11 protein-coding genes are annotated in these 13094 nt (G+C 73.4%); 7 read left to right on the top strand and 4 right to left on the bottom strand.

Going from position 1 to position 13094, the window contains the following annotated elements:
- Positions 1-91: 91 nt before the first annotated feature.
- Positions 92-1585, bottom strand: a complete 1494-nt coding sequence (locus AC0NH5_RS13540) for a dolichyl-phosphate-mannose--protein mannosyltransferase (protein ID WP_474403366.1) — start codon at positions 1583-1585, stop codon at positions 92-94.
- Positions 1586-1600: 15 nt separating this feature from the next.
- A complete protein-coding gene (locus AC0NH5_RS13535) occupies positions 1601-2308 on the bottom strand; it encodes a GntR family transcriptional regulator (protein WP_474403364.1) in 708 nt (235 codons plus the stop codon).
- A gap of 65 nt (positions 2309-2373) precedes the next feature.
- Here AC0NH5_RS13535 and deoC point away from each other — a divergent pair, with 65 nt between their 5' ends.
- Complete coding sequence (gene deoC, locus AC0NH5_RS13530) at positions 2374-3057, top strand: deoxyribose-phosphate aldolase (protein ID WP_474403362.1); 684 nt, start codon at positions 2374-2376, stop codon at positions 3055-3057.
- Positions 3058-3188: 131 nt separating this feature from the next.
- The gene (locus tag AC0NH5_RS13525; protein WP_474403360.1) at positions 3189-3932 is read left to right on the top strand and encodes a DUF4253 domain-containing protein; all 744 of its coding nucleotides are present in this window, start codon (positions 3189-3191) and stop codon (positions 3930-3932) included.
- A 699-nt stretch (positions 3933-4631) separates the two neighbouring features.
- Here the strand turns inward: AC0NH5_RS13525 and AC0NH5_RS13520 are convergent.
- Positions 4632-8141 carry a CHAT domain-containing protein gene (locus AC0NH5_RS13520; RefSeq protein ID WP_474403358.1) on the bottom strand — a complete coding sequence of 1170 codons (3510 nt, stop codon included), beginning with the start codon at positions 8139-8141 and terminating at the stop codon, positions 4632-4634.
- Between the two features lie 88 nt (positions 8142-8229).
- Between AC0NH5_RS13520 and AC0NH5_RS13515 the strand changes: the two genes are divergently transcribed.
- From AC0NH5_RS13515 to AC0NH5_RS13505, 3 genes are all read left to right on the top strand, one after another.
- Positions 8230-8592 (top strand): hypothetical protein, encoded by a 363-nt coding sequence (locus AC0NH5_RS13515; protein ID WP_474403356.1) that lies wholly within the window; start codon positions 8230-8232, stop codon positions 8590-8592.
- Positions 8589-9419: a hypothetical protein gene (locus tag AC0NH5_RS13510; protein WP_474403354.1), complete on the top strand. Its 831-nt coding sequence runs from the start codon at positions 8589-8591 to the stop codon at positions 9417-9419. Before AC0NH5_RS13515 ends, AC0NH5_RS13510 begins: the two co-directional genes overlap by 4 nt.
- Before the next feature lie 77 nt (positions 9420-9496).
- On the top strand, positions 9497-10279 hold the full coding sequence (locus AC0NH5_RS13505) for a M23 family metallopeptidase (protein WP_474403352.1): 783 nt from the start codon (positions 9497-9499) through the stop codon (positions 10277-10279).
- Here AC0NH5_RS13505 and AC0NH5_RS13500 read toward each other — a convergent pair.
- Positions 10231-10965 carry a lysophospholipid acyltransferase family protein gene (locus AC0NH5_RS13500; RefSeq protein ID WP_474403350.1) on the bottom strand — a complete coding sequence of 245 codons (735 nt, stop codon included), beginning with the start codon at positions 10963-10965 and terminating at the stop codon, positions 10231-10233. The two genes, AC0NH5_RS13505 and AC0NH5_RS13500, sit on opposite strands and share 49 nt — an antisense overlap.
- A 59-nt stretch (positions 10966-11024) precedes the next feature.
- Between AC0NH5_RS13500 and AC0NH5_RS13495 the strand changes: the two genes are divergently transcribed.
- On the top strand, positions 11025-12053 hold the full coding sequence (locus tag AC0NH5_RS13495; RefSeq protein ID WP_474403348.1) for a hypothetical protein: 1029 nt from the start codon (positions 11025-11027) through the stop codon (positions 12051-12053).
- Entirely contained in the window at positions 12053-13078 is a 1026-nt protein-coding gene (locus AC0NH5_RS13490; RefSeq protein WP_474403346.1) for a hypothetical protein, read from the top strand. Before AC0NH5_RS13495 ends, AC0NH5_RS13490 begins: the two co-directional genes overlap by 1 nt.
- The last annotated feature ends 16 nt before the right edge of the window (positions 13079-13094 follow it).

Raw genomic sequence — 13094 nt, 5'->3', positions numbered from 1 at the left:
GTCGCTGGTTTTGGACATGACGGCTTGATGAAGATCGAGCGGGCGGTTCCGGCTCAGCTCGGGACGAAGGTGACGGACGGCCCGGGCCGGGTCAGATCCACCGCCCGTCCAGCCACATCCGGGCGAGCCAGTCCTGGTAGGGGATCGGCTGACCAACGAAGATCGGCCAGAAGTACGCGAAGCAGACCGCCACCGCCACCACGAAGGCCCCGGCGATGATCGTCCCGGACAGGCGCCGTTCCGGCGGCGCGACCAGCGCACCCAGCACGTAGACCACGGCGAGGATCAGGAACGGCAGTGCGGGCAGCGCGTAGAACGAGAACATCGTCCGCCCGTCCGCGACCGCGAACCAGTACCACGGCAGCAGGCCCGCCGCGGCGCCCGTGAAGATCGCGTGGGCGCGCCAGTCCCGCCGGGAGATCCCGAGCCAGACCAGCGCGGCCAGTGCCGGCAGGAACGACCACCACAGGATCGGCGTGCCCAGCAGCAGCACCTGCGACATGCAGTCCGCGGCCCCGCAGTCGCCCTCGCGCGGTGAGTAGAAGTTGACCGGGCGCCCGAGCAGCAGCCACTGCCAGGGCCACGACTGGTAGTCGTGCTGCTTCGACAGCCCGCTGTGGAAGGTGAACGCCTGCTGGTGGTAATAGACCAGGTTGTACAACGCGCCCAGCACCGGCGGCTCACTCAGCCCGGTGTCCGCCCGGTAATGCCGGTAATAGCCGCCGTCGGTGACCAGCCAGCCGGTCCAGGTGGTCAGATAGGTCACCGCGGACAGCACGACGGCGAGCAGGCCCCAGCCGAGGTCACCGGGCAGGCCGCCGCGGATCCCGGCGGACCGGCGGGCGCCCAGCCGCCAGGCGATCACCAGGCCGGCGAAGAACGGCAGGAAGAACAGCGCGCTCAGTTTCACGCCGGCGGCCAGGCCGAGCAGCACGCCGGCCGCCAGCAGCCACCACGGCACGATGCGCCCGGTCTGCCCGCTCTCCAGCCGGTGCAGCAGTCGGCGCCGGTAATGGTCGCGGTCGAGCACCATCGCGGCGAACGACGCCAGCACGAACAGGCCGAGGAAGATGTCCAGCAGCGAGGTGCGCGACAGCACCAGCTGGAACCCGTCGAGCGCCATCAGCAGGCCTGCTCCGCCGGCCAGCACGATGGAGTGGAACAGCCGGTACGCCACCCGGATGAGGATCAGCACCATCAGGGTGCCGGCCACCGCGTCGGGCATCCGCCAGCCCAGCGGGGTGTTGCCGAACACCGCCTCGCCGAACGCGATCAGCCACTTGCCCAGCGGCGGGTGCACCACGAACGCCGGGGCGCTGCGCTCCGGGTCCCACTCGACGCCGTAGGTCAGCATGTCCCACGCGTCGGTCGGGTAATACACCTCGTCGAAGATCAGCTGGTTCGGGTGGCCCAGGTTGTAGAGCCGCAGGACCGCGGCTATCGCCACGACCACGGCGGTGACGACCCAGGAGTCGGCGGTGCCCCGGAAGGTGGCCAATCGTCGCCGGACGATGTCGGGCACGGCTCGGGGTGCGCCCGACGGGGGGTCGGTCGCCGGCGGGGAATCGAGGGCTGCCGCAGTCACGCCAAGATCGTAGAGTCAGTGCGGCTCGACGCCGAAGGCGACGTCCAGCCGGTAACGGTCGCCCGGATAGCGGGATTCGCTGAGCTCCACCGGGCGCTGCTGCTGGTCCAGGATCAGCCGCTGCTCCACCAGCAGCGGCGAGCCGGGTGCCACGGCCAGCTCGCGGGCGTCCTGGTCGCCGGCCGGCTGGGCGGTCAGCGTGGCGCTGCCGCGGACCGGTTGCCGGCCGAGCGCGACCAGCGCCTCGTGGAGCGACCGGGACAGGTCCGCGTCGAGCAGGGCGGACAGCGTGCCCGGAAAGGTCGCCCGCTCGAAGGCGATCGGCTCGTCGTCGGCCAGCCGGACCCGGTGGACGGCGACCACCTCGGGCCGTCGCAGGCGCAGCCGGGCCACCTCGTCCCGGCTCGCCGGCCGCAGCTCGGCGAGCACCACCCGGGAGCTCGGCCGGCGGCCCTGCTTGCGGATCTCCTCGCTGAACCGGACCAGGTGATCGGCCCGGCGCGGCCCGGTCGGCGCGGCCACGAACGTGCCCCGGCCGGGCGCCCGGTAGGCCAGGCCGTCGTTGACCAGCTGCGTCACCGCGGCCCGGGCCGTCATCCGGCTGACGCCGTGCTCCCGGGCGAGCTCCGGCTCGGAGGGGAGCGGGTCGTGCGGATAGGACTGCGCGATCCGCACGCGGAGCGCCTGCTCGATGCGGAGGTAGTGCGGCGCGAGGTCGGGCATGCGCTCACCTTAACCTTGCAGCCCTGTCTAGACAGCTAGCTGTCTAGACAGGTAGGGTGTGAGCCATGGACTTCACCGTTGCGCAGATCGCGAAGATGATCGATCACTCCATCCTTCGGCCCGAGCTCACCACTCAGGACGTGCGGGACAGCTGTGCCGTCGCCGCGAGATACGACGTTGCCTCGGTGTGTGTGCGGCCCTGCGACGTGCCCGTCGCCGTGGCGGAGCTGCGTGGCACCCGGGTGCTGGTCGGCACGGTCGTCGGCTTCCCGCACGGCAACAGCCCCACCGCGGTCAAGGTCGCCGAGACCGCGCTCGCCGTCGAGCAGGGCGCCACCGAGATCGACATGGTCATCAACATCGGCTGGCTGCGCTCCGGCGCGGTCGCCGCCGTGGAAACCGAGATCCGGGAGGTGGTCGCCGCCGCCGGCGCCGCCCCGGTCAAGGTCATCCTCGAGACGGCCTACCTGACCGACGAGGAGAAACTCGCCGCGTGCCGGGCTTCGGAGCGCGCGGGCGCGGCGTTCGTCAAGACCTCCACGGGCTTCGCGCCGGCGGGCGCCACCGCCGAGGATCTGACGCTGATGCGCTCGGCCGTCTCGTCCAAGGTTCAGGTCAAGGCCTCCGGCGGCATCCGCAGTCTGGACACATTGCTGTCGATGGCCTCGCTCGGCGTCACGCGATTCGGGCTGACGGCCACCGCCGAGGTGCTCGACGACCTGGCACGCCGCCGGCCCGCCATGGCCTGACTCTGCGGTGCCCCCTATGACACGCTCCGTTGCGCCACACTGTCGGAGTGTCCAAGGATCTTCGATCTGCGTTCCGCCGCACACCCCTCGCGCGTAAGCGTCTGACGCCCGGTCCGAAAGGGACCGTGGTGGTGCACGGCATCGATGATCTGCTGCCGGCGTGGGAAACGGCCCGGTCCCTGGTCCCGGTCACCGGGCGGTGGCCGGTGCTGGTGACCACCTGGGGCGACGAGCCGGTGTGGACCCGGGTCTCTGCCGCGCCCGGCGAGGACGACGTCCGTCTGCTCGACCGGGCGGCCCGATCCACCGACCCGTGGTGGCGGCGCGTCCACCCGGGGGAGTGGCCGGTCACCGCCGAGCAGACGCCCTATCTGGCGCGCGGCTGGTCCGGCGTGGACGTCGCGGTGGAGGCGGCGCTGCACGTGCGCCCCGGCACCACCCGGGACGATCTGGACCGGTGGATCTATCAGCGGGTGGCGGGCGACCCGGCGCTGGCCTCCCGCGTCGTGCAGAGTGCCGGGCGCATCGTCACCACCGACTACTGGTTCGTGCCGGAGGACGTGTCGCTGCTGCTGCTCCCGGTCGCGTCGCCGTGGCTGGCCCCCGGTTGGGTGAGCTATCACGGCACGCTGGGCCGCGACAACGTTCTCGCCGCGGTGCTCTGGCAGTGGCACGAGCAGTGGGGCGCCGAGCTGGTCGCCTGCTGGGACACCATGCTCCAGCTGACCATCGCCCGCCCGCCGGCGCCGGGCTACGAGGCGTGGGAGCTTGCCGGCCAGGTCAAGTCCCTGGCCGGCAACCTGGACATCAACCAGTGGGAGCTGGCGGTGCTGCTGCCGCACGCTCAGGCCCTGATGCTGCACGACCGTCCTTAGCGTGCCCGTTCCCGTGCGGGTCGCCCAGCCCTGACGGCCGCGGCCCGCCGCCCATCGCGCCCGCCGCCCATCGCGGCCCGCCGCCCGCTGCGGCCGCCGCCCGCTGCGGCCGCCGCCCGCTGCGGCCGCCGCCCGCTGCGGCCGCCGCCCGCTGCGGCCGCCGCGCCGCGCGGTGCCTGCTGCGGCCGTCAGCGGCCCCGTTCAGGACTGCCGGCGCCCCGCTTTCGACTGCCGCCGGCTGGTGCCCGTTGCCGCTGCCGCCTACTACCCCTGCCCGCTGTGGCTGGGCGCCTTCGCCGTGTGCACGGATCTGGAGCGGCGCGGGCTGGGCGGCCCGCCGTCCGAGGTTTCGCAGGGTTGGCGGGCCGGAACGTCCCGACTGGACGACCGGGGTGGTGAGCACCGTCTCGCGCGCCGGCCGGTCGGCCGGGCGTGCGGGGATCCGCCAGGCCGGGCGGTCCAGCAGGACGAGCGCGGCGATCACGGTCCATGCGCTCAGGCCCAGCCACATCATCCGGTTGAGGTCGGTGCCGCCGGTGTAACCGAACGTGCCCGCGGTGATACGTGCGCTGCACGCCGTGGAACAGCATGGTGAGCAGCGCGCTGCCGCGGGAGCGGTTGAACAGCCAGCAGTACACGATGGTGATCACGAACGTCGTCGGCACGCCGAGCCGGCCGATCTGGCGGGTCCGCCGCCGGTCAGCTCCCGAAGTGGACGAACGGAGCCCACCGGCTCGGCTGGTAGGGGTGGAGATCTCGTAGCGCGCGGATCACCTCGCGCAGGGCCGCCGCGGCCTGCGCCGGTTGCAGCGTCCCGGGTTGCGGGGAGAGGCGCTGGTACAACTCGGCGGCGACGTCGGCGGCCGTTTCGTCGCCGATCGCCCACAGCGTGGAGACCACATGGCGGTAGCCGGCGACCTGCAGCGCCGCCGCCAGGTGCCCGGCCTCGTCGGGGCGGTCGGTGTGGCCCATCGCGGTGTGGCAGGCGGTCAGGACCGCCAGGTGCGCGTCCGGCAGATCGAGGCCGGCGAGGTCGGTGATCGTCAGCGGCTCGTCGGCCAGGAACAGCGCCGGGTGGCCCACGCTGTCGCCCGCGTCGCCGTGGCAGGCGAAGTGCACGCAGGTGTGGTCGCCGAGCAGGCCGGTCACCCGGCTGCGGGTGGCCGCCGCGCCGGTCAGCACGGTGGCCGCCGGAAACCGGGAGTGCAACTGCGCTGCCTCGCGCGCTGCGGACGGCAGGTCGGGCAGCCCGGTGACGTAACCGGGGCGCTCCGCGCAGGCCACGACGAGCGGCCGATGCGCCGCGCCCGGGCGCGGTCGGCGGGCGTGCCGCAGGGCGCGCAGTGTAGGGGTGGACGAGGACACCACCCGGTCCAGCACGGTGCGGCCGGCCGGCGTGTCGTCCGGGTCGTGGTAACCGGCGGCGTGCAGCGGCGCCAGTGCCAGCGGTCCCGTCGCGCACCACCACAGCCGCGCGCCGGCCGGGACCGGCACCGCGTCGAACACCGGCGCCGCCACGACGTCCCACAGCCACTCGAGGTACGCCAGGAGGGCCTGTTCGCGGGGACCCGCGGACTCCCCGCCCGTGCCGGTGTTCGCGACCGCTGCCAGGTAGCGGCGGGTGCGGTCGTCCGCCTCCGCGGCGGTCAGGCCGGGCAGCGGGACGACTCGGACGTGGCCGGTGGTCACCACGAGAGCGTCGCAGCGGTATCGGCTGACGTTGACCAGCACGACGGGACCGGCCGCCGCCACGTCCGCCAGCTCGGCGAAGGGGATGGCCGCCAGGAAGCGTTCGAAGCCGGGCCGAGCGCGCACGTCCGCCACCGCGTCGTCCCATTCCCGGGCCTGCCGGAGGCGCTCGTCGGCGCTCTCGCCGGCACCCAGGTGTGCGGCCGCCTCGGCGAGCCGGCGGGCCAGGGCCGGGTGCGCCTCGGTGAGCCGGCGCGCCAGGGCCGGGTGCCCCTCGCTCAGCTCGGTGCGGCCGATGCGGGCGTCCAGCACCTGGCTCCATCCGATCGACCGGCCGTGGTCCAGCAGTTCCACGGCCCGTTCCGGGGTGCCCGCCGCGACGGCCGTCGCGGCGGCGTCGCAGGCCACCTCCCACCAGCGGCCGAGAAGCTGGTCGCGGTCGGCGGCGGGCAGGCCGCGCCAGACGGTCACCGGCAGCTGCGCGACCGCCCGCGCGTAGGCGTCGGCGGCGCCGGCCCAGTCGCCGGCGCCCTGCCGGGTCCGCAGCCTGGCGAGCAGGACGAGCGCGTCCATCCGTTCGAACGGCTGGCCGGGCAGCTGCGCGTGCGGCCCGTCGAGCTGGTCGGCGGCCTCGTCGGTGCGGCCGAGCGCGGCGAGCGCCTCGGCCAGACCGAGTCGGGCCTGGCCTTGCAGAGGTGACTGCCCCGGGACAGCGCCGAGCACCGTGCGGTAGAGCTCGACGGCCTCCAGCAGATCGTCGCGACCACCGGGCCCGGCGCCCCGGTCAGCGAGCGTGAGCGCGAGGTTGAGCAGCGCGGACGGGTCGCCGGACGTGCGGGCCGCGCGCAGGTGGGCGACAGCCTGGTCGAGGTCCGAAGGGTCGTGGCCGACGTGGAAGCGCTGGCGCAGGCGGTTCCCCAGGTTCGCCTGCGCGTGGCCGGCAGCTTCCGCGCTGGCGGCCCCGGCCAGGGCCGCCTTGCCGGTCTCGATCGCGTCGTCCAGGTCGAACCGGCGCCCGGTGTGCTGGAACCGATAGATCAGCGCCGTGCCCAGCGTGTTCAGATATCGGGCCCGCGCCGGGTCGGCCGGCTCGACGGACTCGATCGCCCGCCGGATGCACGTGATCGACTCGTCGAGGTCCGCGCCGCCGCGGTCGCGCAGGAACCGGTTGATCAGGGCGGCGGCCAGGTTGGCCAGCTCACCCACCACATGGACCGGGTTCAGCACCGGGCGGGCCGCCGCCGCCCGCAGCAGCTCCACCGCTTCGTCGAGGTCGGCGGGTTCCCCGTACGCCTCGTGACGGCGCATCAGCGCGGGGCCGAGCGGCATGGCGATCAGCCATCGCTGGGGGTGATCGGGCGGCAGGCCGGCCACCAGCGTGCGCCCGTCCGCGCACACCTGATCGAGCAGGCCGAGGTCGCCGGTCTGCTCGAAGATGCGCAGCCGCTCGGTCAACGAGGTCATGTGCGCGGCGAGCTCGGTGGTGTCGTCGCCGGCCCGCTCCGGCGGGCGTCGTGGGATGGAGGCCGGCCCGGCGACGAAGGTCAGCCCCGGCGGCACCGTCGTGGTGGGCGGCGGGCCGCGCAGGACGGCGACATCGTCGAGTGCGGTGCGGGCGATCTCCCGGGTCGCCGGGTCACGCGCCCGGTCGACGGCCAGCCGCAGGTAGTGCGCGGCGCTGTCCAGGTCGGCGGGGTCGCCGGCCAGCCGGTAGCGGTCGCGGTGGAGCTGGCCGAGGTTGGTCAGCATGGCCTCGGTCACGGGATGGCCGGCGGGGTACCGGTCGAGCACCTCCCGGGTGCTGTCCAGATAGGCACTGAGGGAGTCGAGGGTGCGCTCGCTCTCGTACCGCAGGCGGTGCACATCGGCGCGCAGCGCCAGGAACGGCAGCAGGTTCGCGTCGCCCGGCCGGCACAGCCGCACGGCCCGGTCCGTCTCCTCGGCCGCCTCGCCGAGCACGGCGCGGTCGCCGGTCCGGTCCATCCACTGGATCAGCGCGACGCCCCGCAGGGCGGCCAGAGCGGCGCGGTCGGGATGGTCCGCCGGCAGCCGCGGGACGACCCGGCGCAGAATCTCCGCGGCGGCCGCGTGCAGGTCGGCGTCGCCGGTGGTGCCGGCGAACTCGATCATCGCCTTGGCGGCCATCGCCGCCTCCTCCAACGGGCGCTGAGACCCGCCCTGCTCACCGAGCAGCAGGGCGGCCTTGGCTAGAGCGAGCAGCGCGTCGCCCTCCGCCTCGGGGTGCTCGGCCCGGGTCAGCGGCACCAGCTCGCCGCGCACCCGGGCGCACTCGGCCAGGTCGGTCACGTCGCGGGTCGCCCGGAAGCGGGCCGCCCGGACGTCGGCGACCGCGGTGAGGGCCGCGAACCGTTGCGGGGCGCCGAACGGGCACAACGCCAGGGCCCGGCCGGCGGCGGCGAGCGCACGGTCGAACTCCGCCCGGCCGCCGTGGCGCTGGGCGGTGACCAGCCAGGACCGTGCGTCGCGCAGCGCGACGGCGATCCGGTCTTCCACGGACACAGCGACCCCCCGGTGTTCGGCTGCGCATCCACAGTAGAGGGGCATCGATACGATCGGGACCCCTGACATCAGCGAGGAGGCCGTACCGGTGGAGTCCGAGGCCGAGGCCCTGGCCGAGTGGTGCGCGCTGCTGCCCTCCCTGCGCGACCGGGCCCGCGACGAGGGTGTGCTGGACCGGCTGGACCGCGACGTCACGCGGATCAGCGGCGGCGGGTCCGCCCGGTCCGCGTTGCGCAAGTGGCGGCCCGAGGAGAGCGACACCGGGCAGCGCGGCTGGTCCGACCGGCCGACCGTGGCCATGGCCCAGCTGCCCGGCTGGGGCGGGCCACCGGGCATCGGCGCGGGGTCCTACGTCTGTCCCCGGGACCGGTGCAACCGGCGGTCGGCGCGCGACGACGACGGTCACCCACCGCACTGCGCGGCGTTCGGCACGCCGATGCAGCCGGCATGATCGGGGTCCTTACCGAGGTCGGCAAGCGGGTCAGCGGTCGCTGGGTGACCGCGATCCTGCTGCCCGGCCTGCTGTTCACCGCGGTCGTGGCGGTCGCCGTGGTGCTCGGCCACGGGTCGGCCCTCGACCACGGCGCGCTGGTGGCGTGGGCCGGGCGCACCGGTCGCAGCCTGGCGTCCGAGCCGGCCCGCCTGGTGCTCGCCGTCGCCGGGATCGTCGCCGCGGCCGGGGTGACCGGGACGGCGGCGGCCGGCCTGGGGCGGCTGGCACAGCGGTGCTGGATGCGGCGCCGGTTCCTGACCGGTGACCTGGTTGTCCGCTCGCGGTTCTCCCGGCGTTCCCGGGCCCTCGCCGCGGCGAGGGCCGCAGGCACCGCGGCTGTGCCGGCCTATCTGCCGCAGCGGCCGGCCTGGATGGGTGACCGGGTGCGGCTGGTCGAGGCGCGGGTGCGCGCGCAGTACCACGTCAGCGCCGCCCTGGTCTGGCCGCGGTTGTGGCTGCTGCTCACCGACGAGGCCCGCCGCCCGATCATCGACGCCCGCACCCGGTACGCCGAGGCGGTCACCCTGGTCGGCTGGGGCGTCCTCTATCTGGTGCCCGGTGTGCTCTGGTGGCCGGCCCTGATCATCGCCGGCTGCGTGCTGCTGACCGCCTGGCGGCGTGCCCGCGAGGCCTTGACGGAATGGGCCGAGCTCGTCGAGGCCGCCGTCGATCTGCGGCTGTGGGACCTGGCCGCGGCCCTCGGCATGCCGTTCGCCGGTACCTCGATCACTGCTGCCGAGGGCCGTGCCCTGGAGGACCGGCTCGGCAAGGCCGCCCGCACCTGAGCGACAAAGCCGGGCACGCGGGTCCGCCACTCGGCGAGAAAATGCGCGTACCCCAAGAAACGCGCACGATGGAGGGTATGACCGTTCCGGCCTGGTACAGCGTCGCCGCGCGGATCCGTGGCGTCAGCGCTGTCGCGTTCATCGTCTGCGTCGTCGTCGCGGCCCTCGCCCGGCTGCCCGAGCTGGTCGTGCCGGCGTTCGTGCTGCTGGCGATCAGCCTGGCCACCGCCCTCGCACCGGTCGCGCCGTCGATCGAGCCGATCACCGTCGCCTCGCCGGTGCGGGGCCGCTGGGTGGCGCTGAACAGCCCGGCGACGAAACGGCCCAGCCACGGCACGCACAGTCTGGGGCAGACCTTCGCCATCGACCTGGTCCACGAACCCGCGCCCGGCGACCGGCCGGCGTTCGGCTCCGGCCCGGGCTTCCGGCCGCCGGAGGACTTCCCGGCGTTCGGCCGGCCGGTGCTCGCGCCGGCGGACGCGACAGTTGTCCGGGTGTACGACGGGGCTCGCGACCATCTCAGCCGGGTGTCCTGGCCCGGCTTCTTCTTCCTGCTCGCCGAGGGGATGGTGCGCGAGGTCGCCGGGCCCCGCTTTCTGCTCGGCAACCACGTCGTGCTCGAGCTGGGCGGCGGCGTCTTCGCGGTCGTCGCCCATCTGCGGCGCGGCTCGGTCGAGGTGGCTGTGGGGGACCGGGTGACCGCGGGGGAGCAGCTGGCCGGCTGCGGCAACTCCGGCAATTCCAGCGAGCCGCACGTGCACTTCCAGCTGATGGACTCGCGGCGCCCGCTGATCGCCGCGGGCCTGCCGTTTCAGTTCGCCGAGGGGGTGCCCGCCACCAGCGAGGCGCTGATCGCCTGACGGGCGGCGTCCCGCAGTTCCGGCACCCCGGCATGCTCCGCCGGGTCGAGCGGTTCCAGCACCTCGATGCGCATGTCGGCGCGGTCCCGCAGGATCAGCCCGTGCTTGGGCAGGGCCCGGGCGCTGCCGTGCACCACGATCGGGAAGACCGGCACACCGTGTCGTACCGCCAGGTCGAAGGCGCCGTTCTTGAAGGCCCGCAGAGCGCCGTCCTGCGACCGGGAGCCCTCCGGGAAGATCATGATCGGTGAGCCGGCCGTCAGCAGGCGGTCGCAGCGCTCCATCATCAGCCGCACCGACGCGCTGCTGCCGCGGACCAGCGGCACGTACCCGTTCAGCCGCATGTTCCAGCCGATCACCGGGATCTTGAAGATCTCCTGCTTGGACACCCACTTGAACGGCCGGTACAGCCCGAACAGCACCAGGATGTCAACGAGCGACGCGTGGTTGGCGACGAGGACCGCGGCCCCGTGCCGGGGGAGCCGGTCGCGGCCCTGGATCCGCAGCCGCCACAGCGGGTTCAGGCGGACGTAACACATCGCCCACGCCGACGAGTAGAGGTGCAGCACGACCCGGCGCCGGTCGAAGGGGTACGTCACCAGGAAGATCAGGAGCGCTCCGGCGAAGAACACCGGGGATGTGATCCCGATGAACGCCCAGAACGCCACCGAGAGCACGCGCAGCATCTCCCCATCCTAGAAAACCGGGGCGGTGCCGGATCCGGCGGTGCTCTACGATCTCGCGAATGTTCACCCTGCGCGTCATGCTCCGCAGCCTGTTCGGCGGCCCGCTGCCGGAGCAGCCGGAGTTCGACGAAGAGAAGATCTTCTGGGACCACGAGCTCAAGGACGCGCGGGACCGCGCCTACCACGGTGAGTGGGAACCCGCCCGCAAGGTGATCGAGCAGGCCGGTCAGGACTGGGAGCTGCGCGGCGGTCGCCTCGCGGTGCTCGCCGGCGTCGCCGCCGAGAACGACAACTGGCTGTACGCCTGGTTGCGCGCCGAGCCGGCCGACCCGGCCGCGGTGCTGATCCAGTCGATCATGCTCGGGCAGCGGGCCGGCGAGGCGCGGGGCAGCGCGTCGGCGGCGAACACCACGGCCGAGCAGTTCGAGAACTTCCACGCGCTCTCCGAGGCGGCCGCGCAGGTGGGCCAGCGGGCGATCGAGCTGGCCGCGCCGAACGACCCGATCCCGTGGGTCGAGCAGCTGGGCAACATGTTCGCCGACCGCCGGGCCGTGCAGACGTCGTTCGACGCGGTCTTCACCGAGGCGCGCCGCCGCGACCCGTACAACTTCGACTTGCATTTCACCGCGTTGAGCCTCAAGTGCCAGAAATGGTACGGGTCGCACGACGAGATGTTCGCCATCGCCCGGGGTGTGGCAGCCGCCGCCCCGCCCGGCGCCAGCTCGGTGCTGCTGCCGCTGTTCGCCCACTTCGAGTACGCGATGCGCGAGTTCAGCTGGGACACCCGCACCAAGAAGTCGCTGCGCACCTGCCAGAAGTACTTCCGGCGGCCGGAGATCCGGCAGGAGCTGGACCAGTGGATCGCGAAGTGGCGTGCCGCACCGCCGAACCGGCAGCGGCTGTCCACCTGCCGCCAGTGGATCGCGCTCTATTACGTGCTGGCCGGCCGGCGCAAGGAGGCGAAGGCCGTCTTCGACGAGCTCGGCCAGTTCGTCATCCCGACCACCGGCTGGGGGTACTTCTTCGCCGGCGGCGAGTACGGGTACCTGATGAGCTGGTGGTGGGCCAACGGGGTCAAGACCTTCTGATGTTCCGGAACATTTATCTGATCTTCCGTTACCTCTTCGGCGACCCGATCCCGGAGGTCCCGCAGTTCGACGCCGCCCGTGCCGCGATCGACCCGGCGCTGGTGGAGGCCCGGGAACGGGCCCGGCACGGTGACTGGCCGGCGGCCCGGAAAGTGATCGAGGACGCGGGCACCGACTGGGAGCTGCGCGGGCACCGGGTCGGATCGCTCAGCAGCCTGGCCGAGAAGGAGGACGCCTGGCTGTACGCGTGGCTGGCCGCCGCCCCGTCGGACCCGGCGGCGGTGCTGGTCCAGGCGGAGATGCTGGACGGCCGGGCCGGCACGGCGCGGGGCGGCGCCTCGGCGGACCTGACCACGGCTGAGCAGTTCCGCGACTTCCACGCGCTGTCCGAGGCGGCGGCTCAGGTCGGCCGGCGGGCGATGGAGCTGGCGCCACCGAACGACCCGCTGCCCTGGGTGCTGATGATGGGGACCCTGTTCGGCGACCGGCAGGCACGGGCCACGTCCTTCGACGAGATCTTCGACGAGGGGCGGCGCCGGGACCCGTACAACTTCGGGTTGCACCGGGCCGCGATGAGCCTGCGCTGCCAGAAATGGGGCGGCTCGCACGAGCTGATGTTCGCCACCGCCCGCGACGTCGCCCGGGCGGCTCCACCCGGAGCCGCTGCCGGCCTGCTGCCGATCTTCGCGCACATCGAGTACGTGCTCGTCGAGTACACCTGGGGCGAGGACGCCAAGAAGTCGCTCAAGGGCGCCCGGCAATACTTCCGGCGGCCCGAGGTGCAGCAGGAGCTGGACGAGTGGATCGCCAAGTGGCGGGCCGGCATCTCCGGTCCGGTGCACCGGTCCGTCCTGCTGCAGTGGATGGCGATCTACTACACGCTGGCCGGCCGCCGCAAGGACGCGAAGGCCGTCTTCGACGAGCTGGGGCAGTTCGTGATGCCGGTGGCGGCCTGGTCGTACGTCTGGAAGGGCCGCGAGCGCGGCTATCTGAGCGGCTGGATGTGGGCGAACCGGATCCGGTGACGGACCCGGTTCGCCC

It is taken from the genome of Actinoplanes sp. 13 (assembly GCF_056134165.1).
This window is presented reverse-complemented; position numbering and strand designations above follow the sequence as displayed.

Excerpts from the sequence above, each read along its gene's own strand:
- AC0NH5_RS13535 (WP_474403364.1), bottom strand. The coding sequence starts at position 2,308 with ATGCCCGACCTCGCGCCGCACTACCTCCGCATCGAGCAGGCGCTCCGC.
- AC0NH5_RS13490 (WP_474403346.1), top strand. The coding sequence starts at position 12,053 with ATGTTCCGGAACATTTATCTGATCTTCCGTTACCTCTTCGGCGACCCG.
- AC0NH5_RS13505 (WP_474403352.1), top strand. The coding sequence starts at position 9,497 with ATGACCGTTCCGGCCTGGTACAGCGTCGCCGCGCGGATCCGTGGCGTC.
- AC0NH5_RS13500 (WP_474403350.1), bottom strand. The coding sequence starts at position 10,965 with ATGCTGCGCGTGCTCTCGGTGGCGTTCTGGGCGTTCATCGGGATCACA.
- AC0NH5_RS13510 (WP_474403354.1), top strand. The coding sequence starts at position 8,589 with ATGATCGGGGTCCTTACCGAGGTCGGCAAGCGGGTCAGCGGTCGCTGG.
- AC0NH5_RS13495 (WP_474403348.1), top strand. The coding sequence starts at position 11,025 with ATGTTCACCCTGCGCGTCATGCTCCGCAGCCTGTTCGGCGGCCCGCTG.
- deoC (WP_474403362.1), top strand. The coding sequence starts at position 2,374 with ATGGACTTCACCGTTGCGCAGATCGCGAAGATGATCGATCACTCCATC.